General features: G+C 66.8%; 23 protein-coding genes and 1 pseudogene. 22 read left to right on the plus strand and 2 right to left on the minus strand.

From position 1 onward, the window contains the following. Position 1 precedes the first annotated feature (1 nt). The 11 genes and pseudogenes from nuoN to AC1RNC_RS07595 all read left to right on the plus strand — a co-directional run bounded on the left by nuoN (position 2) and on the right by AC1RNC_RS07595 (position 10,218). Positions 2-1,447 (plus strand): NADH-quinone oxidoreductase subunit NuoN, encoded by a 1,446-nt coding sequence (gene nuoN / locus AC1RNC_RS07545; RefSeq protein ID WP_492885031.1) that lies wholly within the window; start codon positions 2-4, stop codon positions 1,445-1,447. A gap of 1 nt (position 1,448) precedes the next feature. After that, on the plus strand, positions 1,449-2,204 hold the full coding sequence (locus AC1RNC_RS07550; RefSeq protein WP_492885506.1) for a biotin--[acetyl-CoA-carboxylase] ligase: 756 nt from the start codon (positions 1,449-1,451) through the stop codon (positions 2,202-2,204). Then, on the plus strand, positions 2,201-2,986 hold the full coding sequence (locus AC1RNC_RS07555; protein ID WP_492838575.1) for a type III pantothenate kinase: 786 nt from the start codon (positions 2,201-2,203) through the stop codon (positions 2,984-2,986). Before AC1RNC_RS07550 ends, AC1RNC_RS07555 begins: the two co-directional genes overlap by 4 nt. After that, positions 2,986-4,665 (plus strand): ribonuclease J, encoded by a 1,680-nt coding sequence (locus AC1RNC_RS07560; protein ID WP_492885033.1) that lies wholly within the window; start codon positions 2,986-2,988, stop codon positions 4,663-4,665. Before AC1RNC_RS07555 ends, AC1RNC_RS07560 begins: the two co-directional genes overlap by 1 nt. Before the next feature lie 32 nt (positions 4,666-4,697). Beyond that, positions 4,698-5,906 (plus strand): radical SAM/SPASM domain-containing protein, encoded by a 1,209-nt coding sequence (locus AC1RNC_RS07565; protein ID WP_492885035.1) that lies wholly within the window; start codon positions 4,698-4,700, stop codon positions 5,904-5,906. A 9-nt stretch (positions 5,907-5,915) separates the two neighbouring features. After that, positions 5,916-6,347: a methylmalonyl-CoA epimerase gene (gene mce / locus AC1RNC_RS07570; protein WP_492838573.1), complete on the plus strand. Its 432-nt coding sequence runs from the start codon at positions 5,916-5,918 to the stop codon at positions 6,345-6,347. Then, positions 6,347-6,601 carry a DUF1467 family protein gene (locus AC1RNC_RS07575; RefSeq protein ID WP_492838572.1) on the plus strand — a complete coding sequence of 85 codons (255 nt, stop codon included), beginning with the start codon at positions 6,347-6,349 and terminating at the stop codon, positions 6,599-6,601. The genes mce and AC1RNC_RS07575 overlap by 1 nt, the downstream gene beginning before the upstream one ends. A gap of 42 nt (positions 6,602-6,643) precedes the next feature. After that, positions 6,644-6,833, plus strand: a pseudogene (locus AC1RNC_RS07580) (hypothetical protein); the annotation flags it as partial. Positions 6,834-6,930: 97 nt separating this feature from the next. Beyond that, the gene (gene proS, locus AC1RNC_RS07585) at positions 6,931-8,259 is read left to right on the plus strand and encodes a proline--tRNA ligase (protein ID WP_492885038.1); all 1,329 of its coding nucleotides are present in this window, start codon (positions 6,931-6,933) and stop codon (positions 8,257-8,259) included. Next, on the plus strand, positions 8,259-9,539 hold the full coding sequence (locus tag AC1RNC_RS07590; RefSeq protein ID WP_492885040.1) for a lipoprotein-releasing ABC transporter permease subunit: 1,281 nt from the start codon (positions 8,259-8,261) through the stop codon (positions 9,537-9,539). The genes proS and AC1RNC_RS07590 overlap by 1 nt, the downstream gene beginning before the upstream one ends. Next, complete coding sequence (locus tag AC1RNC_RS07595; protein ID WP_492838567.1) at positions 9,532-10,218, plus strand: ABC transporter ATP-binding protein; 687 nt, start codon at positions 9,532-9,534, stop codon at positions 10,216-10,218. Before AC1RNC_RS07590 ends, AC1RNC_RS07595 begins: the two co-directional genes overlap by 8 nt. Before the next feature lie 57 nt (positions 10,219-10,275). On the opposite strand, the gene AC1RNC_RS07600 is transcribed toward AC1RNC_RS07595, so the two are convergent. Then, the gene (locus AC1RNC_RS07600) at positions 10,276-11,235 is read right to left on the minus strand and encodes a nucleoside hydrolase (RefSeq protein WP_492885508.1); all 960 of its coding nucleotides are present in this window, start codon (positions 11,233-11,235) and stop codon (positions 10,276-10,278) included. 168 nt (positions 11,236-11,403) lie between these two features. On the opposite strand from AC1RNC_RS07600, the gene sidA reads away from it, so the two are divergent. The 3 genes from sidA to AC1RNC_RS07615 all read left to right on the plus strand — a co-directional run bounded on the left by sidA (position 11,404) and on the right by AC1RNC_RS07615 (position 15,445). Next, a complete protein-coding gene (sidA, locus tag AC1RNC_RS07605; RefSeq protein ID WP_492838565.1) occupies positions 11,404-11,493 on the plus strand; it encodes a cell division inhibitor SidA in 90 nt (29 codons plus the stop codon). Between the two features lie 35 nt (positions 11,494-11,528). Beyond that, positions 11,529-14,960 carry a DNA polymerase III subunit alpha gene (gene dnaE, locus AC1RNC_RS07610; protein WP_492885042.1) on the plus strand — a complete coding sequence of 1,144 codons (3,432 nt, stop codon included), beginning with the start codon at positions 11,529-11,531 and terminating at the stop codon, positions 14,958-14,960. A gap of 134 nt (positions 14,961-15,094) precedes the next feature. Beyond that, positions 15,095-15,445, plus strand: a complete 351-nt coding sequence (locus AC1RNC_RS07615; RefSeq protein WP_492885043.1) for a GFA family protein — start codon at positions 15,095-15,097, stop codon at positions 15,443-15,445. Positions 15,446-15,712: 267 nt separating this feature from the next. Here the strand turns inward: AC1RNC_RS07615 and AC1RNC_RS07620 are convergent, their stop codons facing one another. Continuing rightward, positions 15,713-16,363: a haloacid dehalogenase-like hydrolase gene (locus tag AC1RNC_RS07620; RefSeq protein ID WP_492885045.1), complete on the minus strand. Its 651-nt coding sequence runs from the start codon at positions 16,361-16,363 to the stop codon at positions 15,713-15,715. Between the two features lie 358 nt (positions 16,364-16,721). Between AC1RNC_RS07620 and rpsB the strand changes: the two genes are divergently transcribed. From rpsB to AC1RNC_RS07660, 8 genes are all read left to right on the plus strand, one after another. Continuing rightward, positions 16,722-17,585 (plus strand): 30S ribosomal protein S2, encoded by an 864-nt coding sequence (gene rpsB, locus AC1RNC_RS07625; RefSeq protein WP_492885047.1) that lies wholly within the window; start codon positions 16,722-16,724, stop codon positions 17,583-17,585. Positions 17,586-17,734: 149 nt separating this feature from the next. Beyond that, on the plus strand, positions 17,735-18,673 hold the full coding sequence (gene tsf / locus AC1RNC_RS07630; RefSeq protein WP_492885048.1) for a translation elongation factor Ts: 939 nt from the start codon (positions 17,735-17,737) through the stop codon (positions 18,671-18,673). 188 nt (positions 18,674-18,861) lie between these two features. Beyond that, the gene (pyrH, locus tag AC1RNC_RS07635; RefSeq protein WP_492838556.1) at positions 18,862-19,602 is read left to right on the plus strand and encodes a UMP kinase; all 741 of its coding nucleotides are present in this window, start codon (positions 18,862-18,864) and stop codon (positions 19,600-19,602) included. A 28-nt stretch (positions 19,603-19,630) separates the two neighbouring features. Further along, positions 19,631-20,197 carry a ribosome recycling factor gene (gene frr / locus AC1RNC_RS07640; protein WP_492838555.1) on the plus strand — a complete coding sequence of 189 codons (567 nt, stop codon included), beginning with the start codon at positions 19,631-19,633 and terminating at the stop codon, positions 20,195-20,197. A 50-nt stretch (positions 20,198-20,247) separates the two neighbouring features. Further along, the gene (gene uppS / locus AC1RNC_RS07645; RefSeq protein ID WP_492838554.1) at positions 20,248-21,027 is read left to right on the plus strand and encodes a polyprenyl diphosphate synthase; all 780 of its coding nucleotides are present in this window, start codon (positions 20,248-20,250) and stop codon (positions 21,025-21,027) included. Further along, entirely contained in the window at positions 21,005-21,832 is an 828-nt protein-coding gene (locus tag AC1RNC_RS07650; protein WP_492838553.1) for a phosphatidate cytidylyltransferase, read from the plus strand. Before uppS ends, AC1RNC_RS07650 begins: the two co-directional genes overlap by 23 nt. Beyond that, entirely contained in the window at positions 21,820-23,019 is a 1,200-nt protein-coding gene (gene dxr, locus AC1RNC_RS07655) for a 1-deoxy-D-xylulose-5-phosphate reductoisomerase (RefSeq protein ID WP_492885051.1), read from the plus strand. Before AC1RNC_RS07650 ends, dxr begins: the two co-directional genes overlap by 13 nt. Positions 23,020-23,039: 20 nt before the next feature. Next, positions 23,040-24,236 (plus strand): M50 family metallopeptidase, encoded by a 1,197-nt coding sequence (locus tag AC1RNC_RS07660; RefSeq protein WP_492838551.1) that lies wholly within the window; start codon positions 23,040-23,042, stop codon positions 24,234-24,236. Positions 24,237-24,242 lie beyond the last annotated feature (6 nt).

Genomic DNA, 24,242 nt, shown 5'->3' on the forward strand with positions numbered 1-24,242 from the left:
TATGACCTTTTCCGCCCACTTCACGCTCGTCCTGCCTGAGATCGTTCTCGCGATCGCGGCGCTCGTCCTGCTGGTCGCCGGCGCCTTCCGGGGCAAGGTCGGGGCCATCTTCACCCTGGCCGCCGTCGCGGCGCTGATCGCGGCCGCCGCCACGGCCGTCCTTGGGCCGCATGGCCGCGCCTTTGGCGGCGTCTACGCGGCCGACGCCGCGGCGACCTACGCCAAGGTGGCCATCTATCTCTCCAGCGCCATCGCCGTGGTGCTGGGCGACCGCTGGCTGGCCCAACGTAACGACCAGAAGTTCGAATACGCCGTCCTGGTGATCCTGGCGGCGCTCGGCATGGGCGTCACCGCCTCGGCTGGCGACCTGATCAGCCTCTATGTCGGCGTCGAGCTGCAGTCCCTGGCCCTGTACGTGCTGGCCGCCATGCGCCGCGACGACGCCAAGTCGTCGGAGGCGGGTCTGAAGTACTTCGTGCTGGGCGCTCTGTCGTCGGGCCTGCTGTTGTACGGCAGCTCGCTGATCTACGGCTTCACCGGCTCGACCCACTTCAGCCAGATCGCCCTGGCCGCCGCCCACGGCGGCGCGCACGGCACGGGCCTGCTGTTCGGCCTGGTGTTCCTGATCTGCGGCTTGGCCTTCAAGGTCTCGGCGGCGCCGTTCCACATGTGGACCCCGGACGTCTATGAAGGCGCCCCGACCCCGGTCGTCGGCTTCTTCGCCGCCGCGCCGAAGCTGGCCGCCATGATGATGTTCGCCCGCGTGCTGGGCGACGCCTTCCCAGCCGCTGGCGACCAGTGGCGTCAGATCCTGGTGATCGCGGCCCTGCTGTCGATCTTCATCGGCGCCTTCGCGGGCCTGGCCCAGACCAACCTCAAGCGCCTGTGGGCCTATTCCTCGATCGCCAATGTCGGCTACGCCCTGCTGGGCGTCGCGGCGGGCGGCGAGGTCGGCCTGCATGCGATGCTGGTCTTCATGGTGCTCTACATGGTCGACGTCACCGGCTTCTTCGCCTGCCTGCAGGCGCTGAACCGCGACGGCAAGCCGATGGAGACGATCGAGGACATGGCGGGCCTGATCAAGGAACGTCCGGGCGTCGCCCTGGCCATGACGGCGTTCTCGCTGTCGGCCCTGGGCCTGCCGCCGTTCTCGGGTTTCTGGTCGAAGTACTACGTTTTCAAGGCCGCCCTGGGCGCGGGCGACGTGGTCCTGCAATGGGCCGCCGTCCTGGGTCTGGTCGGCTCGGTTGTCGCGGCGTTCTATTACCTGCGACTGATCAAATCGATGTGGTTCGACGCACCGGCCGGTTCGGTCGACGCGCCGTCGCCTTCGGCGCAAGCCGTCGGCATCGCGGCCGCGTTCTTCTCGTTCCCGATCGTGCTCGTGGCCCTGGTCTGGCTGGATCCCGCCGCCAAGGCCGCCGCGGCCGCCTTTGGTCACGCGTGACGTGACGGGCGTTCCGCCCGTCGTCGTCCCACCCATCGTCGTTCTCGATGAGATCGACTCCACCAACGCCGAAGCCCGTCGCCGGGCCGAGGCTGGCGAGGCCGGCCCCGTGTGGCTGGTCGGCCTTCGCCAGACCGCCGGCCACGGGCGTCGCGGTCGGGCCTGGGAAACGGGCGAGGGCAACCTCGCCGCTACCCTGCTTCTGCGTACCGACAAGCCGCCGGCCGAAGCCGCCCAGGTCTCGTTCGTCGTCGCCCTGGCCGTGGCCGACATGCTGGGCCAGTACGTGCCGGCCTCCCTGGTCAGCCTGAAGTGGCCCAACGACCCGCTGCTGGGCGGACTGAAGGTCAGCGGCATACTGATCGAGTCGGGCGCCTCGCCCTTGGGCGGCCTGTGGCTGGCCGTCGGCGTCGGCGTCAACCTGGCCCGCAAGCCGACCAACAGCGAACGACCCGCCACCTCGATCGCCAGCCATCGCGACATTCCGCCGCCGGGCGCGCCCGAGGCCGCCCAGGCCCTGGCCGAGGCGTTCGAGCGCTGGTCGCGGGTCTGGACCTCGCTGGGCTTTCCCGCGATCGCCGACGCCTGGACGGCCCGCGCCCATGGCCTGGGTGAGCCTTGCGTCGCGCGCCTGGGAACCGAGACGGTCGAAGGGATCGCCGAGGGGCTGGACGGCGACGGGGCTCTACGGCTTCGTCTGGATGACGGCAGGATCCGCCGGATCACCGCCGGCGATGTATTCTTCGGAGGCGCGTGATGCTTCTCGCCATTGAACAGGGCAACACCAACACCATGTTCGCCATTCACGACGGCGCGTCGTGGTTGGCTCAGTGGCGCGCGGCCACCGAGAGCACCCGCACCGCCGACGAGTACGTGGTGTGGCTCTCGCAGCTGCTGTCGATGCAGGGCATCGGCTTCCGCGCCATCGACGCGGTGATCATCTCCAGCGTCGTGCCGCAGTCGATCTTCAACCTGCGCAACCTCAGCCGGCGCTACCTCAACGTCGAGCCGCTGGTGATCGGCGAGAACGCCCGGCTGGGCATCGATGTCCGCATCGAGAAGCCCTCCGAGGCCGGCGCCGACCGCCTGGTCAACGCCATCGGCGCGCACATGGTCTATCCGGGCCCGCTGATCGTGATCGACAGCGGCACCGCCACCACCTTCGACATCGTGGCCGCCGACGGCGCGTTCGAGGGCGGGATCATCTCGCCGGGCATCAATCTTTCGATGCAAGCCCTGCACGAGGCGGCGGCCAAGCTGCCTCGGATCGCCATTCAGCGGCCGGCTGGTAACAGGATCGTGGGCACCGATACGGTGTCGGCCATGCAATCGGGCGTCTTCTGGGGGTATATCTCTCTGATCGAAGGGCTCGTCTCGCGTATCAAGGCTGAGCGCGGCGAGCCCATGACCGTTATCGCCACCGGCGGCGTCGCCTCGTTGTTCGAGGGCGCCACCGACAGCATCGACCACTTTGACTCCGACCTGACGATACGGGGTCTTCTCGAAATCTATCGTCGAAACACCATTTCCGAGACCTGATGAAAAAATCCAAGAGCGACGAGCTCGTCTTCCTGCCGCTGGGCGGGTCGAACGAGATCGGCATGAACTTCAACCTGTACGGCTTTGGGCCGGCGCACGATCGCAAGTGGATCGTCGTCGACCTGGGCGTGACCTTTGGCGACCAGACGACGCCGGGGGTCGAGATCATTCTGCCCGATCCGTCCTATATCGAGCCCTATGCCAAGGACATCATCGGCATCGTCCTGACCCACGCCCACGAAGACCACCTGGGCGCGGTGCACTGGCTGTGGCCGCGCCTGAAGGCGCCGGTCTACGCCACGCCGTTCACCGCCTTCCTGCTGCGCGAAAAGTTGCGGGACGCGGGCATCCTGGACGACGTGCCGATCACCGAGGTGCCGCTGGGCGGCAAGTTCTCGCTCGGCCCGTTCGACCTGGAACTGATCACCCTGACGCACTCGATCCCCGAGCCGAACGGCCTGGCGATCAAGACGCCGCTGGGCACGATCCTGCACACCGGCGACTGGAAGATCGATCCCGAGCCGCAGCTTGGCGCGCCGACCGATGACGCCGCCCTACGCCGCCTGGGCGATGAAGGCGTGCTGGCCATGGTCTGCGACAGCACCAACGTCTTTGTCGAAGGCTCGGCGGGATCGGAAGCCGATGTCCGCGAGGCGCTGGGGAACCTGATCCAGAGCTTGTCGGGCAAGATCGCCGTGGCCTGCTTCGCCTCGAACGTGGCGCGCATGGACACCGTGATCCGCGCCGCCCAGGCCTGCGGCCGTAAGGTCAGCCTCGCTGGCCGCTCGATGCACCGCATGGCCGCCGCCGCGCGGTCGGTGGGGCTGCTTCAGGGGCTCGAGCCTTTCATCAACGACGATCAGGCCAAGCACCTGCCCGAGAACGAGGTCCTGTTCCTCTGCACCGGCAGCCAGGGCGAGGCTCGCGCCGCGCTGTCGCGCATCGCCGACGGCAGCCACCCGCACGTGAAGCTGGGGCAGGGCGACCATGTGATCTTCTCCTCAAGGGTCATCCCGGGCAACGAGATCCCGATCCGCAACCTCCAGAACAAGCTGGCCGACCGAGGCGTGCGCCTGCACACCGAGCGCGACACGCCGGGCATCCACGTGTCGGGTCACCCGTGCCGTGAAGAGCTGCGCCAGATGTACGCCTGGGTCCGTCCGACGATCGCGGTGCCGACCCATGGCGAGCGCCGTCACCTGATCGAGCACGCCGCCTTCGCCAAGGACCTGCAGATCCCGCACGCCATCTCGCCGCGCAACGGCGACATGGTGCGCCTGGCGCCGGGGCATCCGGAGATCATCGACGAGGTGCCGGCCGGGCGCCTGTATGTCGACGGCGGCGTGGTCACGCCCGAGAACGGCGACGCCCTGCGCGAGCGCCGTCATGCTGCGTTCAACGGGATGCTGGTGGTGTCGATCGTCCTGGACGGTCGCAACAAGATCGTCTCGGGTCCGCAAGTGCGCGGCATCGGCTTGGCTGGCGACGAAGAGTATTCGCTGGACGACGCGCTCGACGATCTCGCCGAGGAGGCCGAGACCGCCTACAAGAAGCTGGCGGGCGATACCCGCGAGCAGGACGAAGCGATCGAAAGCGCCATCTCTCGCGCCGTGAAGAAGGCCGCGTTCCGGATCTGGGAACGCAAGCCGGTCGTGGAAACGACGGTCCTGCGCCTGTGATCTTCCGTCGTAGCCGTTCCGCCGAGCCCAGGATGTCGGCCTCGCCGACCTCGGGCGCCGGCGAGAACGGCTACGCGGTCCAGATCGTCCGCCACCTCTACCAGGATCTGCTCAAGCGCGAGCCGGATCCCGACGCCCTGGCCGCCTGCGTGGCCTGGATGGAGCGTGGTGCGGCGATCGAGGACATCAAGACCGAGATCATCGGTTCGCCGGAATATCGCGAGCGTGTCTCGGGGCATCCGATCGCCAAGTTCCCGGCCATCTACCGTCCGGAGCGGATCTCGTACTTCACCCACAGGGGCCGCTTCCGTCCGCTGGCGATCAGCATCGAGACGGTCAATATCTGCAACAACGACTGCGTGATCTGCCCGTACTCGATCCAGACCCGCAAGAAGCAGGGCATGGACATGGCGGTGTTCGCCAAGGTGGTGGCCGACTACGCGGCGCTGGGCGGCGGTCCGGTCACCCTGACGCCGATGGTCGGCGAGGTGCTGCTGGACAAGCAGCTTCTCGAACGCCTGAAGCTGCTGCGCGCGACGCCGGCGATCTCCCGCGTCTCGGCGATCACCAACGCCACCATGGCCTATCTCTATACGGACGAAGAGCTGGCCGAGCTGGCCGGCTATTTCGACCGCATCACGGTGTCGGTCTACGGCCTGGACGCCGAAGAATTCGCGCTGATGACCCGCAAGGACCAGTACGATCAGTTCATGGACTCGCTGGGCCGGCTGATCCGCATTTTCGGCGTCGGCAAGGTGGGGTTGGGCGCGCGGCACCTGCGGGAGCGCACGACCGACGAGATCGACGCCTGGCTGGCCGATGTCGCCCAGCGCGCAGGCATCGAACCGGGCCAGCTGTCGCTGCCCGGCACGCGGACCTACGCCAACTGGACGGTGTTCGATACGTCCAAGCCGTTGCCGCTGGACGCCGAGTGGATGCCGCCGCGGCGCAACACCGAGCAGTGCGCGCTGCCGCTGATCAGCCTGCAGGTGCTGTCGAGCGGCAAGGTGTCATTCTGCGGTTGCGCCGACTTCGACGGCAAGACGGCCCTGATGCTGGGCGATATTCGCGAGGCCAGCCTGGCCGAACTGCTGGGCTCGGAACGGGTCAAGGCGCTCTGGGATTGGCAGGGTTGCGGCGTTCCCGAGCCCTGCAAGGGCTGCAGCTTCTACATGCCCATCAGCCAATTGAACGATCTGCACTCGGCTTTCAGCGATCCGATTGGTACCTTCGGCGGCTAGGAGAATAACATGATCGGCAAGCTCAACCACGTGGGCGTCGCGACGCCCTCGATCGACGACTCGGTGAAGATGTACCGCGACCTCCTGGGCGCCACCTCGGTGACCGAGAAGTGGGCGATGCCGGAGCAGGGGGTCTGGGTCTGCTTCGTCAACCTGCCCAACAGTCAGATCGAACTGATCGAGCCCTATGGCGAGAACTCGCCGATCCATGGCTTCCTGGCCAAGAACCCCAAAGGCGGCCAGCATCACATCTGCTTCGAGGTCGAGAACATCTACGAAGCACGCGACGATCTGGTGGCCAAGGGCGCGACCGTGCTGGGCGAGCCCCGTATCGGCGCCCACGGCACGCCGGTCATCTTTGTTCACCCCAAGGACATGGGCGGCCTGCTGGTCGAGCTCATGGAAACGCCCCAAAACACTGCTGGTAAGGATGCTCACTGATGAGCCCGATCACCTGGTTCGCGATCTACCTGACCATCTGGTGGACGGTGCTGTTCGCCGTCCTGCCGCTGGGCTCGCGCAGCTACCACGAGGCCGGCCTCAAGACGCCGGGCGGGGGCGATCCGGGCGCGCCGATCAATCCGAACCTGAAGCGCAAGTTCATCACCACGACCTGGGTCTCGGCCGTCGTCTTCGTGCTGTTCTTCCTGATCGTGCGCTTCAACCTGATCACCCTGCCGGATCTTCCGCGATAAGGCCGGCGTGCGAATGCACAAGCCTTGGGCGCGAGGTGAGCAATCTGCCCTCGAACGCCCAAGTCTTGGGCGAACGGTCTCATTGTGAGCGCTTCCCTCGCATGGCCGTGCCCCAACAGATGTTTGGTTGGTAAGGTGACTTCAGGAGATCGGCCTTGCCGGTCTCGCTCTGTGGCGTCTTCCCCGACGATGACTTGATAGGCCGCGCGGCGATCCGCGCGGCCTCTCTTTTATTCGCGTCGGGAGCCATACTTTAGTCACGCGCGTTGCCAAGCTGTCGGACGAGAGGCTATCTCAGGCCTCCTTGAATTCCCGGAGTTTCCACGCGCATGCGCTTGTCGCGCTATTTCCTGCCGGTGCTGAAGGAAGCACCGTCCGACGCCCAGATCGTTTCGCACCAGCTGATGCTTCGCGCCGGCATGATCCGCCAGGAAGCGGCGGGCATCTATGCCTGGCTGCCGCTGGGTTTCCGCGTGCTGAAGAAGATCGAGCAGATCGTCCGCGAGGAAATGGATCGCGCCGGCGCCATCGAGCTGCTGATGCCGACGCTGCAGTTGGCCGACCTGTGGCGCGAGTCGGGCCGTTACGACGCCTACGGTCCGGAGATGCTGCGCATCACCGACCGCCACGAGCGCGAACTGCTGTACGGGCCCACCAACGAGGAAATGATCACCGAGATCTTCCGCGGTTCGGTGCGCAGCTACCGTGACCTGCCCAAGAATCTCTACCACGTGCAGTGGAAGTTCCGCGACGAGACCCGCCCGCGCTTCGGCGTGATGCGCGGTCGCGAGTTCCTGATGAAGGACGCCTACAGCTTCGACCTCGACGCCGAGGGCGCGCGCAAGGCCTACAACCGCATGTTCGTGGCCTATCTGAACCTGTTCGAGCGCATGGGCCTGAAGGCGGTTCCGATGCGCGCCGACACCGGTCCGATCGGCGGCGACCTCAGCCACGAGTTCATTGTCCTGGCCGAGACGGGTGAAAGCGCCGTCTTCTGTCACAAGGACCTGGTCGAGATGCCGGCGCCTGGTCCGGACGTCGACTGGTACGGCGACCTGCAGCCTCTGGTGAACCAGCGCACGGCGCTTTACGCCGCGACCGAGGAAATGCATGACGAGGCCGCCTTCGGCGCGCTGCCGGAAGGCGACCGCCTGTCGGCGCGCGGCATCGAGGTCGGCCACATCTTCTCGTTCGGGACCAAGTATTCCGAGCCGATGAAGGCCGTGGTCACGGGTCCCGACGGCAAGGACGTGCCGGTGCAGATGGGCAGCTACGGCGTGGGGGTCTCGCGCCTGCTGGGCGCGATCATCGAGGCCAGCCACGATGAGGCCGGCATCATCTGGCCGGAAAGCGTCGCGCCGTTCCATGTCGGTATCGTCAACATGCGCCAGGGCGACGCGGCCTGCGACGCGGCCTGCGAGACGGCCTATGCCGCGCTCAAGGCCGCCGGCAAGGATGTGCTCTATGATGACACCGACGCCCGCGGCGGCGCCAAGTTCGCCACCATGGACCTGATCGGCCTGCCCTGGCAGATGGTCGTCGGCCCCAAGGGCATCGCCGAGGGCGTGGTCGAGATCAAGAACCGCAAGACCGGCGAGCGCCACACCGCCTCGCTGGACTCGGTCATCGAGGGCCTGACCAAGAGCAAGACCGCCTGATGCCAGACGTCCGCGCCGCCGGCCCCTTCAGTCGCTGGGAGCGCTCCGTCGCTCGCCGGTATCTGTTCGCCAAGCGCAAGAACGGCGGCGTGGCGCTCATCGCGGTCATATCGTTCTGCGCGGTGATGCTGGCGGTCTTCGCCCTCATCACCGTGATGAGCGTCATGAACGGCTTCCGGGCCGAGCTCCTGGGCCGGATCGTCGGCTTCAACGGCCACCTCTACGCCCAGTCGCCGCTGATCAACGGCCCGGACCGCGACACCATCATCCGTCGCATCAAGGCCGCGCCGGGCGTGATCCAGGCCGCGCCGATGGTCGAGGCCCAGGCCATGGTCATCGGCCCGACCCAGGTGACCGGCGCCATCGTGCGTGGGGTGACGCCCAGCGACCTGCGACACATGTCGCTGATCTCCAGCAACATCAAGAAGGGCTCGCTGCAGGGCTTCGGCCAGGGCGAGTACGGCGGCGACATCGTCCTGATCGGCGATCGCATGGCCCAGACCCTGGGCGTGCAGCCGGGCGATCCGATCACCCTGATCTCGCCGACGGGACCGGCCACGGCGTTCGGCACCTCGACCCGCGAAAAAAACTACATTGTCGGCGGCCTGTTCAGCGTCGGCATGAGCCAGTTCGACGAGGCCTTCATCTATATGCCGCTGGAGCAGGCTCAACTGTTCTTCGGCCGCGACACCTCGGTCGACTATGTCGAGATCAAGGTCGACGACCCCGACAAGGCCAAGGAATACAAGCATGATGTCGAGGTCGCCTCCGGTCCCGGCGCGCTGGTGACCGACTGGCAGGACAAGAACCACAGCTATTTCACCGCCCTCCAGGTCGAGCGGAAGGTGATGCGATTGATCCTGTTCTGCATCGTCGCCATCGCCACCCTGAACATCATCTCCAGCCTCGTCATGCTGGTGAAGAACAAGGGCAAGGACATCGCCATCCTGCGCACCATGGGCGCCAGCCAGGGCGCGGTGCTGCGCATCTTCGTCATGGCCGGCGCCTCGATCGGCGTGGCCGGCACCCTGTGCGGCCTGGCCCTGGGCGTGGTGTTCTGCGCCTACATCACCCCGATCCAGAACTTCGTGGAGTGGGTCACCGGCACGGCCGTGTTCAGCGCCGACGTCTACATGCTCTCGCACATTCCGGCCAAGATCGACTGGACCGAGGTGGGCGGCATCGTCGCGCTGTCGGCCCTGATGAGCATCCTGGCGACGCTGCCGCCAGCCATGCGCGCCTCGCGCCTCGATCCGGTGGAGGCGCTTCGCTATGAGTGATCCAATCCTGGCCCTGCGCGGGGTCGAGCGCGTCTACAAGACCGAGGCCGGTGATCTGCCAGTGCTGCGCGGCGTCGACATCGACGTCTATCCGGGCGAGGTGGTCGGGCTGATCGGTCCCTCGGGTTCGGGCAAGTCGTCGCTGTTGCACTCGGCGGGCCTGCTGGAGCACCCCGACGCGGGGCTCGTGGCCCTGGAAGGCCGTGACTGCTCCAAGCTGTCCGAGCGCGCCCGCACCCGTATTCGCCTGGGCACGGTCGGCTTCGTCTATCAGTTCCACCATCTGCTGCCCGAGTTCTCGGCCCTCGAGAACGTGGCCATGCCGCTCAACATCGCCGGCAAGAGTCGTCGCGAAGCCGAGGCGCGCGCCAAGGATCTGTTGGAGGGGCTGGGCCTGGGTCCACGCATGAACCACCAGCCGGCCCAGATGTCCGGCGGCGAACAGCAGCGCGTGGCCATCGCCCGCGCCCTGGCCAACCGTCCCAAGCTGCTGCTGGCCGACGAGCCGACCGGCAACCTCGATCCGGCGACGTCGGCGACGGTGTTCCAGGCCCTGTACCAGACCTGCCGCCAGCAAGGCGTGGCGGCCCTGATCGCCACGCATAACATGGAACTGGCCCGCTACATGGACCGCGTTCTCGCCCTCAAGGACGGCCACCTGGAAGCGCAGCGGTTCTAGCCAGCACGCGCGTCGCCATTCGGTCGCCGAAACAGGGCCGAACCGCCCGCGACGCGGTTAAAGCAGCGCGCTCTTCATGGCCGCGAAGAAGCCGTCCCGGTCGATCTTCTTGATGACCCTGGCATTGGGTTGTCGCCGTTTCAGAGCTGGATCGGCGATCTCGATATCGGGCAGGATCGAGTGTGAGACGCTCAGGTAGCCGCGTGTCAGTTCGCCCTGGATCTCGACATCGACCACGCAGTCCTCGGCCTCCAGGATCAGGTTTTCATCAAGCGCGATGGCGCAGGTCATGGCGTCTGGGTGCAGGCTGCCGTCCAGCCCCTCCGTTTCCCGGGCGAAGGCGAGGGAGGCGCGGTTCACGTCGGTGAAGAACCCGGCCTTGCCAGTACCCACGGCTTCTAGCTCCGCTAGCTGCGCCGTGGTCCACAGGCCGTCCCGCAGGGTGAGGGTCCAGGTGGCGATCGACAGGTTGAAGCCGGCGTTGACGACGATCTTGGCGGCCTCCGGATCGACATAGAAATTGTACTCGGCCGCCGGCGTGACATTGCCGACGCCATTGTCCGTGCCGCCCATGACCCAGAGGTGTTTCACGGCCTTGGCGATGCGCGGCTCGCGCAGATAGGCCAGCGCGATGTTGGTCAGCGGCGCCTGGGCGATCAGGGTGATCTCGCCGGGCGCGTCCATGATCCGCCGGACCAGTTCGTCGACCGCGTGCCCCTCGGCGGGGCGCTGGGCGGCCCTGGCGAAGCCGCTGTCGCTCATGCCATCGTGGCCGAACACATAGGCGGCGTCGAGCGGCGCTCGCGTGAACGGCGTCTGGGCGCCCAGATAGACGGGGACCTCGCCGGCCTTGCCGCACCGCTCCAGCGTCACCAGCGCGTTCTCGGCATGCTGCTCGAAGCCGACATTGCCATGGGCGATCGTGATCGCCTCGACGGTCACGCCGGGGCGGGTGAGGGCCAGCATCAGCGAGAAGACGTCGTCGCCGGCGGTGTCGGTGTCGATGATCAGGCGCATGGCCTCGATCTGGACCGATCCGCTCGCCTTGACCATATCGAACATCGATGCGTTCGGCCGTGTGTTACAAGACGCGGGCCGGAAAAATGGGGTGGAACGTCGCGGAACATCTTGTGAACAGAACAAAAGCGGAATATGGAACAAAACAAGAAATCTGTGGAGGCTCCTATGATCCGTATCGCCCGTGAGTCTTTGGCCCTTGTGTCGGTCGTCAGCTTCGTCTGGATGATGTGTACGGTCGCCAATCTGGTGGCCTGAGTCGTATGACGACGGTCGTCTAGCGGAGGTTGGTCATGGCGGACGGGGAGGGACAGGGTTTCGTCCATCTGCGGGTTCGCTCGGCCTATTCGCTGCTGGAAGGGGCGATCAAGGCCGACCAGATCGGCAAGCTGGCCGCCGGGATCGGCATGCCGGCCGCGGCCATCGCGGATCGCGCCAATCTGTTCGGGGCGCTTGAATATTCGTCCTACGCCAAGGATGCGGGGGTCCAGCCGATCATCGGCTGCGCCATCCCGATCACCGGCATCGGCGGCGGTCCGACCGAACGCTGGGCCCGGGCCCCGACCATCGTGCTGCTGGCCCAGAACGAGCGGGGTTATCTCAACCTCTCGGAACTGTCGTCGATCGCCTATCTCGACAGCGCCGAGTTGCCCGAGCCAATCGTGCCCTGGGCCAAGGTCATCGAACACAATGAAGGCCTGATCCTGCTGTCGGGCGGTACGGACGGTCCGGTGGACGCGCTATTCGCGGCCGGCAAGTCGGCCGAGGCCTCGGCGGCCCTCGCCGAGATGCAGCGTGTTTTTGGCGACCGCTTCTATGTCGAGCTTCAGCGCCACGGTCTGCCCAAGCAGGCGGCGGCCGAGCCCGGGCTGGTCAACTGGGCCTACGAGCACGACGCGCCGCTGGTCGCCACCAACGACGTCTATTTCGCCAAGGAAAGCTTCTACGCCGCCCACGATGCCTTGTTGTGCATCTCGGACGGCTCGTTCGTCGGCCAGGATGAGCGCAGGCGTGTGACGCCCGAGCACTGGTTCAAGCCGGCGGCCGATATGCGCAAGCTGTTCTCCGACCTGCCGGAGGCCTGCGACAACACGCTCGATATCGCCCGCCGCTGCGCCTTCATGGTGCACAAACGCGACCCGATCCTGCCCAGCTTCCCGACCGGCGACGGTCGCAACGAGGCCGAGGAGTTGGAGCACCAGGCGCGGGAAGGCCTGAAGGCGCGCTTCGTGGGCCTGACCTTGTCGGCGCCCGAGGAGGAGTACTGGAAGCGGCTCGATTTCGAGCTCGACATCATCAAGAAGATGGGTTTCCCGGGCTACTTCCTGATCGTGTCGGACTTCATCAAGTGGGGTAAGGCGCACGGCATCCCGGTGGGGCCCGGGCGGGGTTCGGGCGCCGGTTCGCTGGTCGCCTGGGTGCTGACCATCACCGACCTCGATCCGTTGCGCTTCGGCCTGCTGTTTGAACGCTTCCTCAATCCCGAACGGGTCTCCATGCCCGACTTCGACGTCGACTTCTGCCAGGAGCGGCGCGAAGAGGTGATCTCCTACGTGCAGGAGAAGTACGGTCGCGACCGTGTGGCCCAGATCATTACCTTCGGTTCGCTGCAGGCCCGCGCCGTGCTGCGCGACGTCGGCCGGGTGATGCAGCTGCCGCTGGGGCTGGTCGACCGTCTCTGCAAGATGGTGCCCAACAACCCGGCCGCGCCGGTGACCCTGGCCCAGGCGATCGACCTGGAGCCGCGCCTCAAGCAGGCCAAGAAGGAAGACGCCAACGTCTCGGCCTGTCTGGACGTGGCGCTGCAGTTGGAGGGGCTGTTCCGCAACGCCTCGACCCACGCCGCCGGCGTGGTGATCGGCGACCGGCCGCTGACCCAGCTGACCCCGCTGTACAAGGATCCGCGCTCGGACCTACCGGCCACCCAGTTCAACATGAAATGGGTCGAGAGCGCCGGCCTGGTGAAGTTCGACTTCCTGGGCTTGAAGACCCTGACCGTGCTGGATCGCGCGGTGAAGCACCTGAAGAAGCGCGGCTTCGAGATCGATCTCGGAAAGTTGGCCTTCGACGACAGCAAGACCTACGAACTGCTCGCTTCGGGCCAGACGGTCGGCGTGTTCCAGCTTGAAAGCCAGGGCATGCGCGACACGCTGCGCAAGATGCGCTGCGGCTCGATCGAGGAGATCACCGCGCTGATCTCGCTCTATCGCCCGGGTCCGATGGACAACATCGACACCTTCGTCGACTGCAAGTTCGGCCGCAAACCCGTCGACACCCTGCACCCGTCGCTGGAGGCGGTGCTGAAGGAGACCTACGGCGTCATCGTCTACCAGGAACAGGTGATGCAGATCGCCCAGATCCTGGCCGGCTACAGCCTGGGCGAAGCCGATCTTCTGCGTCGCGCCATGGGCAAGAAGAAGAAGGAGGAGATGGATCTCCAGAAGATCCGTTTCGTCTCCGGCGCCAAGGAAAAGAACGTCCCCGAGGAGCAGTCGGGCTCGATCTTCGAACTGGTGGCCAAGTTCGCCGGCTACGGCTTCAACAAGTCGCACGCCGCCGCCTACGCCTTCATCTCGTATCAGACGGCCTGGCTGAAGGCGAACACGCCGGTCGAGTTCTTCGCCGCCTCGATGAGCCTCGATCTGTCGAACACCGACAAGTTGGCCGTCTTCCACCAGGACGCCCGCAAGTTCGACATCACGGTGCGAGCGCCGGACGTCAATGTCTCGGGCGCCGACTTCGAGGTCGAGAACGGCGAGGTGCTCTACGCCCTGGGCGCCATTCGCAACGTCGGTCTGGAGGCCATGAAGCATCTGGTGGCGATCCGCGAGGAGGGCGGGCCATTCCGCGACATCTTCGATTTCGTCGAGCGGATCGATCCAAAGCAGGTCAACAAGCGCGCCATCGAAAACCTGGCCCGGGCCGGGGCTTTCGACCAGATCCACAAGAACCGCGCCCAGATCGTCGCCTCGGCCGACGTGCTGATCGCCCATGCCCAGAGCTGTCACGCCGACCGCCAGGGCGGGCAGGGCGGCTTGTTCGGCTCGGACCCGGGCGCCGGGCGCCCGCGCCTCTCCAAGACCGAGAACTGGAACCAGGTCGACCTGCTGGACGAGGAGTTGTCGGCTGTCGGCTTCTACCTGACCGGCCACCCACTGGAAGACGTGGTCGGCATGCTGCGGCGTCGTCGCACCGTGATGCTGACCGAGGCCATGGCCCAGGCCGAAGCCGGCATGGAGGCCCTGCGCATGTGCGGCGTCGTCCGTCGCCGCCAGGAGCGGGCTTCGCAAAGCGGCGAGAAGTTCGCCTTCGTCTCGCTCTCGGACCCGACCGGCGAGTACGAGGTGCTGTTCCCGCCGGAATCCCTGCGCAAATGTCGTGACGTTCTGGAGCCGGGCAAGGCCGTGGTCATCAAGGTTCGCGCCAAGGCCCGCGACGGCGAGGTTCGCTTCTTCGGCGATGACGCCGAGCCAATCGAGAAGGCCATCGAAAACGTGGTGGCCGGCCTGCGGGTCCACCTGTCGCCATCGGCGACCGAGATCGAAGCGCTGAAGCGTCGCCTCGAGCCGGCGCAGGGGCAGAAAGGCGGAGAAGTGACCTTCGTCGCCGCTATCGGCGGGGGGCGCGAAATCGAACTGCGTCTGCCGGGGCGCTATACGCTGGATGCTGCGCTGCGCGGGGCGCTGAAGACCGCGCCCGGCGTGGCGCTGCTGGAGGATGTTTAGGAATAAATTCCTATTTTTGGCTTGATGTTCCGGTTTCGGGTTGGAGGTCTCGACGGGATTTCCACCGCCGGCGGCGGTCGCCGGCATCATTGCGATAGAAGAGCCGGAACGGGCGGACACAGGGGAGAGGGCCAATGGCCAGTCACGAAGGCGGTTGCCAGTGCGGACGCGTGCGCTACGCGGTCGATGTCGAGCTGGAGGGCGTGATCAGCTGCAACTGTTCCCGTTGCGGCAAGTTGGGCGCGATCCTGGCCTTCGCGCCGGAGAGCGCCTTTGAGCTGAAGAGCGGCCAGGACGCCCTGACCGAATACCAGTTCAACACCCACAAGATCTCGCACCTGTTCTGCGAGACCTGCGGCATCCAGTCGTTCGGGATGGGGACCGCGCCTGACGGCCGGAAGATGGCGGCGATCAATGTCCGCTGCCTGGACGGCGTCGACGTCTTCGCCCTGAAGCCGCGGCCGGTGGACGGCAAATCGTTCTGAGGGCGAGGCGGCGGCGCTAGCCGCTCGTCGCGAGCCCGGGTCGGATCTGGGTTCGACCTGATGCCCAGGCGAAGTCTGCGGTGACTGATGGGAGGGGGCGAGGCTGGATTTCAGGCGCGCAGCTTCAATCGAGCAGCGGATTGCCGACGCCGCTTAGGTCCACGTTTTCGCGAGGATGATCGTCGTCAGGTTCCGGGGGATCCTTTCGGGGACTTTCGACCGTGCTATGGCCCGGACGCCAGCGCGCCGGGCCGTGAGCAGGCCGGCCTACCAGGCCGCCGCCCGACCGTTGGCCAGTCCGGCTCGGAACAGTCGCCGCTCGGCCTTCTTGCCGCCCTTGACGATCACCGGCGTCTCCGCGCCGCGCAGCAGGGGCAGGTCGTCGAGGCTGTCGGTATAGGCATAGGCCCAGCGCGCGCCATGGCCGGCCTCGGCCAAAGCCTGGCACTTGCGCTGGTGGCGGCAATGGACATCGGCGACCCAGCCGCCGCCGCGGCGCTTCAGAGAGGTGCCAAGCACCTCGATCGGGTGGCCCAGAGGCCCGATCAACGCCTGCGCCAGGATGGCCGGGGCGGCGGTGACCACCACGACGCGGTCGCCGGCGTCCAGATGCGCCTTCAGCGCGGCGAGACCGCCGGGGCGCCAGGCCAGGGTGCTGCCGCCGGCCCGGAACGCTTCGCCGAACCCCGCGCAAGAGTCGCGCAAGGCCCGCTCGCCCAGGCCCGCCGTGGCGATCCACAGCAGGATCGAGGCGCCGAGCCGGCGCGTGCGCGGGATCATCACCATGGGCGCGGCGAACGGAACCACGGCCAGGACCGCCAGGGCGCGCAAGGGCGAACGCCTGACCCGTCCCCATAGCCAAAGGCCAGTGGAGTCGCCGTCCAGCAAGGTTCCGTCCAGATCGAAGACCGCGAGCATGACGTTCTCCAGCTATGCCTTGTGTAACGACGACGCCGGGTCGATCGGTCCACATCAGTATGTCGGAACGGCGACGACTTTCCGGTCGCCCTGTGGAGCGTCGGTGGATGTTCGCCGGTCTGGAGGGGATGGATCTGGCGGTCGGCGTGGTCGCGACGGATCAACCGTGCGGCCGGCGCCCCGATCGCGCCGAGGGCTTGCTTTTTCTTCGCCGAGAGACTATCTGCGCGGCCATTCCACACGTGGACGTTCGGTTGCACTGGGGAGACATCCCGGCGTCGCCGTTCCGGTCCCGCTCCAGAATGGTCTGGAACGGGGGTGTCCGCGGAGGTTCAACCGGAAAAAGGATATAGGCCCGATGGCTCTTCCCGAATTCTCCATGCGTCAGCTCCTGGAAGCCGGCGCCCACTTCGGCCACCAGACGCACCGCTGGAACCCGAAGATGGATCGCTACATCTTCGGCTCGCGCTCGAACATCCACATCATCGACCTGTCGCAGTCGATCCCGTTGCTGCACCAAGCCCTGGTGAAGGTCCGTGAAGTCGCCGCCGCCGGCGGCCGCGTGCTGTTCGTCGGCACCAAGCGCCAGGCCAGCGACCCGGTCGCCACCGCCGCCAAGCGCTGCGCCCAATACTACGTGAATCACCGCTGGCTCGGCGGCACCCTGACCAACTGGCGCACCGTTTCGGGCTCGATCGCGCGTCTGCGCGAGCTGGAAGGCGTCCTGGCCGGCGAAGGCCAAGGCCGTTCCAAGAAGGAGCTGCTGCAGCTGACGCGCGAACGCGACAAGCTGGAACTGTCGCTGGGCGGCATCAAGGACATGGGCGGCATCCCCGACATCATGTTCGTGATCGACACCAACAAGGAAGCGATCGCGATCCTGGAAGCCCGCAAGCTGAACATCCCTGTCGTCGCCATCCTCGACACCAACTGCGATCCGGACGGCATCACCTACCCGATCCCGGGTAACGACGACGCCGCCCGCGCCCTGCAACTGTACTGCGACCTGATCGCAGACGCCGTTCTGGACGGTCTGGCCGCTGGTCAAGCCGGCTCGGGCGTCGACCTGGGCGCCGCCGTGAACCCGACCGAGCCGGCCCTGGCTCGCGCCCTGGCTCCGGAAGCGATCGCTGAAGCCGTCCCGGAAGCCGCTGTCGAAGCCGCTCCGGAAGCGCCGGTTGAAGTCGCCGCCGAAGCGGCTCCGGAATCGGCCGAGGGCTGATTTCCCGCGCGCCTCTCTCCTGGCCTGGCCGGGGTGGAGAGGCCGTCGCGACCCTGACATGCGACCGGGCTACAAGCCCGGTCGCTACTCTTTATGGATTAGGCGGGCCACAAGCCCGGTCGCTAACCGTTTGAATCTGGAGATTTTCCATGGCTGAGATCACGGCTGCGCTCGTCAAAGAACTGCGCGAAAAGTCCGGCGTCGGCATGATGGACTGCAAGAAGGCGCTGTCGGAAAACAACGGCGACATCGAAGCGTCCATCGACTGGCTGCGCGCCAAGGGCCTGTCCAAGGCCGCCAAGAAGGCCGATCGCGCCGCCGCCGAGGGCCTGGTGGCCGTCGCCACGGCCGAGCAGGGCGCGGGTGAAACCGCCACCGCCGTCGAAGTGAACGCCGAAACCGACTTCGTGTCGCGCAACGACCTGTTCCAGGGCGCTGCTCGCCAGATCGCCGGCGCGGCTCTGACCACCGACGGTTCGGTCGACGCCATCACCGCGGCCAAGCTGGCCGGCGGCGAGAGCGTGCAGGATCACCTGACCAACCTGATCGCCACGATCGGCGAGAACATGATGGTTCGTCGCGCGGCCAAGCACACCGTCGAGAACGGCGTCGTCGCCTCGTACATCCACAACGCCACCGCGCCGGATCTCGGCCGCATCGGCGTGCTGGTGGCCGTCGAGTCGACCGGCGACAAGACCGCCCTGCGCGAACTGGGCCGCAAGATCGCCATGCACGTCGCCGCGACCGCCCCGCTGTCGCTGTCGCCGGACGATCTCGACCCGGCCGCCATCGAGCGTGAAAAGGCCGTGTTCACCGAACAGGCTCTGGAGTCGGGCAAGCCGCCGGCGGTCGTCGAAAAGATGATCGAAGGCCGTATCCGCAAGTTCCTGGAAGAAGTCGTGCTGCTGAAGCAGGCTTTCGTCATGAACCCGGACCAGACCGTCGAGCAACTGGTCGCCGAGACCGCCAAGACGCTGGGCGCGCCGATCGCCGTGAAGGGCTTCACCCGTCTCGCCCTGGGCGAAGGCGTTGAAAAGAAGCAGGACGACTTCGCCGCCGAAGTCGCCTCGATGACTGGCCAGGCCTAAGGCTTGAACGCTGGGTCCTTCGGGGCCCGGCAAACAATCAGGGCGCGGCGCGTCTAGACGCGCGCCGCGCCCTTTTTGCGCCTGCCGTTCGACAACCCCGTCAGAGGGTCAGGACGGTTGGCAAAACCCACCTCACTTCTGTAGAACGCACTTAATGTGCGTGCCGACGACTCAGGAATAGCGGTCCAATGTCCGATACCAGCGCGCCCCAGAAATACCGCCGCATCCTGCTGAAGGTGTCCGGCGAGGTCCTGATGGGCGACACGCCCTACGGTATCGACACCAACACCGTGCAATCCGTGGCCGAAGACGTGGCCGAGATCGTCAAGTCCGGCGTCGAATTGTGCCTGGTGATCGGCGGCGGCAATATCTTCCGCGGCATGGCCGGCGCGGCTAAGGGCATGGAGCGCTCCAGCGCCGACTACATGGGCATGCTGGCCACCGTCATGAACGCTCTGGCCATGCAGGACGCGCTCGAGCGTATCGGCGTCGAGACCCGCGTGCAGTCGGCCATCCCGATGGCCACGGTCTGCGAGCCCTACATCCGCCGCCGCGCCCAGCGGCACCTGGAGAAGGGCCGCGTCGTGATCTTCGCCGCCGGGACCGGAAATCCGTTCTTCACCACCGACACCGCCGCGGCCCTGCGCGCCGCCGAGATGCAGTGCGACGCCCTGTTCAAGGGCACCAGCGTCGATGGCGTCTATACGGCCGATCCCAAGAAGGATCCGAAGGCCGAGCGCTACGAGCGTCTGAGCTACATGGACGTGCTGGCCAAGGACCTGCGGGTCATGGACGCCTCGGCCGTGGCCCTGATGCGCGACAGCAACATTCCGATCGTGGTCTTCTCGATCAAGGGGCGCGGCAATCTGCTGACCGTCCTGCGAGGCGAGGGGACCCACACCGTGGTCGCCGCCGACCGCGCCGCCTGAAGATAGAGAACCGCGAGGAGAGCCCGCCATGGCCGCCGCCGAGAAACCCGTCCTGTCGCGCTACCGCGAGCGAATGGACAAGACCATCGCCGCCCTGAAGGACGAATTCGCCAGTCTGCGCACCGGTCGCGCTTCGGCCAGCCTGCTGGATCAGGTGATGGTCGAGGCCTATGGCTCGACCACGCCGCTGAACGCGGTGGCTTCGGTCAGCGTGCCCGAGCCGCGCCAGATCAATGTCAGCGTCTGGGACCGCGGCGTCGTGGTCTCGGTCGAGAAGGCGATCCGCGCCTCGGGCCTGGGCCTGAACCCGGTCGTCGAAGGTCAGAATCTGCGCATTCCGATTCCGCCGCTGACCGAGGAGCGCCGCAAGGATCTCTCCAAGATCGCCGGCAAGTACGCCGAGCAGCAGAAGATCGCCGTCCGCAACGTCCGCCGCGACGCCAACGACGACCTGAAGAAGGCCGAGAAGGACGGCGCGATCGCCGAGGACGAGCGCAAGAAGATGGAAACCGAGGTCCAGAAGATGACCGACGAGGCCATCAAGCGCGTGGACGAGGCCTTGAAAATCAAAGAACAAGAGATCATGCAAGTCTGATCGCCCTTCCTGCGAGTTGATGGGGGAGCGACGAGGGAAGGTTGAAGCGAATGCCGGCGACCACCGGTCCGCAGAACGTGTCGGGGCGCGCCGGGGGCGAGGCGACCGACCAACGTCTGCACGTGGCCATTATCATGGATGGCAACGGCCGCTGGGCGAAGCAGCGGGGGATGCCGCGCGTCCTCGGCCATCGAGCCGGGGTCAACGCCCTCAAGCGCACCGTCGAGGGCGCTCAGACTCAGAACGTCGGCGTGCTGACCGTCTTCGGCTTCTCGACCGAGAACTGGCGCCGGCCGGCGCACGAGGTCTCCGAACTGATGAGCCTGCTCAAGGCCTATGTTGAATCGGACCTGGAGCGCCTGGCCAAGGCGGGCGTGCGCGTCCGCATCATCGGCCGCCGCACGGGGCTGTCGGCCGATATCGCCGAGGTGATCGACCGGGCCGAGAAGCGCACCGAGGGTAACACCCAGTTCACGCTGCAGGTGGCCTTCAACTACGGCGGTCAGGCTGACATTACCGATGCGGCCCGCGCCTTCGCCGAGAAGGTCGAGCGCGGCGAAGCCAAGGCCTCGGACCTGACCGAAGAGACCTTCGAGCGCTTCCTGTCGACGGCTTCGGCCCCGGCGCCGGACCTGATCGTGCGCACCAGCGGCGAGCGCCGGATTTCCAACTTTCTGCTCTGGGAATGCGCCTACGCCGAGCTGATCTTCCAGGACGTGCTGTGGCCCGACTACGGGCCCGAGGCCCTGGCGGCCGCCATCGCCGAATATCGCCGTCGGGACCGACGCTACGGAGGGGTCGCTGCCGATGACGTCGCCGTCGCCGGCTAAGCGTTTCAACTGGGGCAATCTTCGGACGCGCGTGGTTTCGGCCACCGTGCTCGTGCCCATGGTCGTGGCCGCCGTCTGGTTCGGCGGCTTCTGGATTCTGGCCCTGGCCCTGGTCTGCGTGGCCCTGTTGGCACGGGAATGGGGCAAGATCAGCGCGCCCAAGGCCCCGCGCGCGGTCGGCGCCGTGGTTGGCGTCTTCTGCGCGATCGCCGTGCTCGCCGGCTTCTTGCACAACTTCTACATCGCCTGGTCGGTCGTGCTGGTCGGCGCCTTCCTGGCGGGGCTGATCGCGCGGGGCGCGGTCGAGCGGCGGGCCGACGCGGCCTATGGCGTGGTCTATATCGCCCCGGCGGTCATCGCTCTGGTCTGGGTTCGCTCCCTGCCCGACGGTCTGTGGTGGACGCTGCTGCTGTTCGTGGTGACCTGGTTCGCCGACATCTTCGCCTATGTGGTGGGCAGTCTGCTGAAGGGGCCCAAGCTGTGGCCCCAGATCTCGCCCAACAAAACCTGGTCGGGTTTCATCGGCGGCCTGGTGGCGGCGACGATCGGCGCGGTCCTGGTGGCCCACTTCGCCCATCTGAAACTGGTTTGGCCCGCGGCGGCCCTGATCGGCCTCCTCGGCGGTCTGGCGACCATGGCCGGCGATCTCTGGGAATCGATCCTCAAGCGCCGCTTCGGCGTGAAGGACAGCGGCGACATCATCCCGGGCCACGGCGGCCTGCTGGATCGCGTCGATGGCCTGATGTTCGCGGCGATCGTCATCGCCGCCGTCCGGCTGGTCGACCACGTGGGATGGGCGCATTGACCTTACCCCGCAAGGTGGTGGTGCTGGGCTCGACCGGGTCGATCGGCCTTTCGACCTTGAGCCTTTTCGAGGAATCCGGCGTCGAGATCGAGATTCTGGCCCTGACGGCTGGGCGCAATGTCGAGCGCCTGATCCAGCAGGCCCGGCGCTGGACGCCGACGGTCGCGGTCATCGAGGACGAGAGCAAGCTGCAGGCGCTGAAGGACGGTCTGGCCGGAACCGGCGTGCGCGCCGCCGCCGGCGCGGCCGCCGTGACCGAGGCCGCCGCCATGGGCGCGGACTGGGTGATGTCGGCGATCGTCGGCGCGGCGGGCCTCCCCCCCACCGTCGCGGCCGCCCGCACCGGCGCGATCGTGGCCCTGGCCAACAAGGAAAGCCTCGTCTGCGCGGGGCCGGCCCTGCTGGCCATCGCCAAGGCGGCCGGCGGTTCGGTGATCCCGGTCGATTCGGAGCACTCGGCCATCTTCCAGGTGCTGCAGCCCGACTGCGCCCACCGGGTGGCGCGGCTGATCCTGACCGCCTCGGGCGGGCCCTTCCGCACCTGGGACAGGGCCGCCATGGCCGCCGCGACCCCGGAACAGGCCATCGCCCACCCGAATTGGAGCATGGGCGCCAAGATTTCGGTCGATTCCGCGACGATGATGAACAAGGGCCTCGAAATGATCGAGGCTTCCTACCTGTTCGGAACGCCCGAAGACCGTATCGACGTCGTGATCCATCCCCAGTCCGTGATCCACAGCCTGGTCGAGTACGCCGATGGCTCGACCCTGGCCCAGATGGGCCCGCCCGACATGCGCGCTCCGATCGCCTGCGCCTTCGCCTGGCCGGACCGGCTGCCCTGGCCGGCGCCCCGCCTGGATCTGGCCGCCTACGGCCAGCTGACCTTCGAATCGCCCGACCTGGACCGGTTCCCGTCGATCGGCATCGCCCGCGAGGCTCTGCGCCTGGGCGGCGGCGCGCCGACGGCGATGAACGCGGCCAATGAGGTCGCCGTTGCTGCTTTCCTTGACCGGCGGATTGGCTTTCTCGATATTGCCGCCTCGGTGGCGGGAACCCTTGAGCGTATGAACAGTCTGGGCAACCTCGCCGTGGCGGAAAGTGACGCTGTCGATAATGCGATGATGATCGACGCCAGCGCTCGCCGCATTGCGGCCGAGGTTGTCGCGCAAAAGCATCGCCGGCTCTGATCCGGGGGACCGGCCAACCTATGACTGACGTCTTGATCTTCATCCTGTCCACGGCCTTCGTGCTGTCCGTCGTGGTGACCATCCACGAGCTCGGGCACTATTGGGCCGCGCGGGCTTGCGGGGTGGCCATCGACTGCTTCTCGATCGGTTTTGGCCCGCCGCTGCTGTCGTGGACCGACAAGCACGGCGTCGAATGGCGCGTCGCCTCGATCCCTCTGGGTGGCTATGTCCGCTTCTCCGGCGACGAGAACGCCGCCAGCGTGCCCGACCAGGACAACCTGGCCGCCATGCGCGACTCGATCGTGCGGCGCGAGGGCGAGGCGGGGGTCTCCAAGTACTTCCATTTCAAGCCGGTCTGGCAGCGGGCGATCATCGCCGTGGCCGGCCCGGTGTCGAACTTCGTCCTGGCCATCCTGATCATGGCGGTTTTCCTGGTGCTGGTCGGCTCGCCGCAGCGTGTGGCCAGCGTCAACGGTGTCGTGCCGGGCGGCGCGGCGGCGGCGGCCGGCTTCAAGAAGGGCGATATCATCGTCGCCGCCGACGGGCGCAAGATCGGCACGTTCCAGGACCTGCAAGGCTATGTCTCGCTGCGCGCCAACCTGCCGATCGACTTCACGGTCAAGCGGGGCGAGCAGCAGGTTCACCTGACCGCCACGCCGCGCCTGGTCGAGATCAACGACAAGATCAGCGGGCGCATGAAGACCGGCCAGCTGGGCATCGAGAACGCCGGGATCACCCAGTTCAAGCGCTCCAGCGTCCTGACCGCCATTCCCGACGCCACGGTCGAGGTGTGGGGCATGATCAGGACGATCGGCTTCTATCTGGGCCGCCTCGTCACCGGTCAGATGCCCGCCGACCAGATCAGCGGCCTGATCGGCATCGGCCACACCGCCGGCGCGGTGACCAAGGCCAGCGCCGCCGGCGCGCCCGACGTGGGCACCATGGCCCTGCGCGTCTTCATGTCGTCCATGCTGCTGATCGCCAGCCTGTCGGTCAGCATCGGCTTCATGAATCTGCTGCCGATCCCGGTCCTCGATGGCGGACATCTGCTGATGTACGCCTACGAAGCCGTGGCCAAGCGGCCTCTACGGGCGGATTTCCAGGCGGCCGGCTTCCGCGCGGGGCTTGCCTTGATCCTGGGTTTCATGCTGTTCGCGGCGTGGAACGACCTCAACCGCTACGACGTGTTCAAATTCATCGGCGGCCTGTTCACGTGAACGCCC

Source organism: Caulobacter sp. GW822-FHT01G02 (assembly GCF_058802865.1).

What these genes read in the sequence shown, in the direction of transcription:
- nuoN (WP_492885031.1), top strand. Translation starts at nt 2, where the DNA reads ATGACCTTTTCCGCCCACTTCACGCTCGTCCTGCCTGAGATCGTTCTC.
- AC1RNC_RS07560 (WP_492885033.1), top strand. Translation starts at nt 2,986, where the DNA reads ATGAAAAAATCCAAGAGCGACGAGCTCGTCTTCCTGCCGCTGGGCGGG.
- AC1RNC_RS07565 (WP_492885035.1), top strand. Translation starts at nt 4,698, where the DNA reads ATGTCGGCCTCGCCGACCTCGGGCGCCGGCGAGAACGGCTACGCGGTC.
- mce (WP_492838573.1), top strand. Translation starts at nt 5,916, where the DNA reads ATGATCGGCAAGCTCAACCACGTGGGCGTCGCGACGCCCTCGATCGAC.
- AC1RNC_RS07575 (WP_492838572.1), top strand. Translation starts at nt 6,347, where the DNA reads ATGAGCCCGATCACCTGGTTCGCGATCTACCTGACCATCTGGTGGACG.
- proS (WP_492885038.1), top strand. Translation starts at nt 6,931, where the DNA reads ATGCGCTTGTCGCGCTATTTCCTGCCGGTGCTGAAGGAAGCACCGTCC.
- AC1RNC_RS07590 (WP_492885040.1), top strand. Translation starts at nt 8,259, where the DNA reads ATGCCAGACGTCCGCGCCGCCGGCCCCTTCAGTCGCTGGGAGCGCTCC.
- AC1RNC_RS07595 (WP_492838567.1), top strand. Translation starts at nt 9,532, where the DNA reads ATGAGTGATCCAATCCTGGCCCTGCGCGGGGTCGAGCGCGTCTACAAG.
- AC1RNC_RS07600 (WP_492885508.1), bottom strand. Translation starts at nt 11,235, where the DNA reads ATGCGCCTGATCATCGACACCGACACCGCCGGCGACGACGTCTTCTCG.
- sidA (WP_492838565.1), top strand. Translation starts at nt 11,404, where the DNA reads ATGATCCGTATCGCCCGTGAGTCTTTGGCCCTTGTGTCGGTCGTCAGC.
- dnaE (WP_492885042.1), top strand. Translation starts at nt 11,529, where the DNA reads ATGGCGGACGGGGAGGGACAGGGTTTCGTCCATCTGCGGGTTCGCTCG.
- AC1RNC_RS07615 (WP_492885043.1), top strand. Translation starts at nt 15,095, where the DNA reads ATGGCCAGTCACGAAGGCGGTTGCCAGTGCGGACGCGTGCGCTACGCG.
- AC1RNC_RS07620 (WP_492885045.1), bottom strand. Translation starts at nt 16,363, where the DNA reads ATGCTCGCGGTCTTCGATCTGGACGGAACCTTGCTGGACGGCGACTCC.
- rpsB (WP_492885047.1), top strand. Translation starts at nt 16,722, where the DNA reads ATGGCTCTTCCCGAATTCTCCATGCGTCAGCTCCTGGAAGCCGGCGCC.
- tsf (WP_492885048.1), top strand. Translation starts at nt 17,735, where the DNA reads ATGGCTGAGATCACGGCTGCGCTCGTCAAAGAACTGCGCGAAAAGTCC.
- pyrH (WP_492838556.1), top strand. Translation starts at nt 18,862, where the DNA reads ATGTCCGATACCAGCGCGCCCCAGAAATACCGCCGCATCCTGCTGAAG.
- frr (WP_492838555.1), top strand. Translation starts at nt 19,631, where the DNA reads ATGGCCGCCGCCGAGAAACCCGTCCTGTCGCGCTACCGCGAGCGAATG.
- uppS (WP_492838554.1), top strand. Translation starts at nt 20,248, where the DNA reads ATGCCGGCGACCACCGGTCCGCAGAACGTGTCGGGGCGCGCCGGGGGC.
- AC1RNC_RS07650 (WP_492838553.1), top strand. Translation starts at nt 21,005, where the DNA reads ATGACGTCGCCGTCGCCGGCTAAGCGTTTCAACTGGGGCAATCTTCGG.
- dxr (WP_492885051.1), top strand. Translation starts at nt 21,820, where the DNA reads ATGGGCGCATTGACCTTACCCCGCAAGGTGGTGGTGCTGGGCTCGACC.
- AC1RNC_RS07660 (WP_492838551.1), top strand. Translation starts at nt 23,040, where the DNA reads ATGACTGACGTCTTGATCTTCATCCTGTCCACGGCCTTCGTGCTGTCC.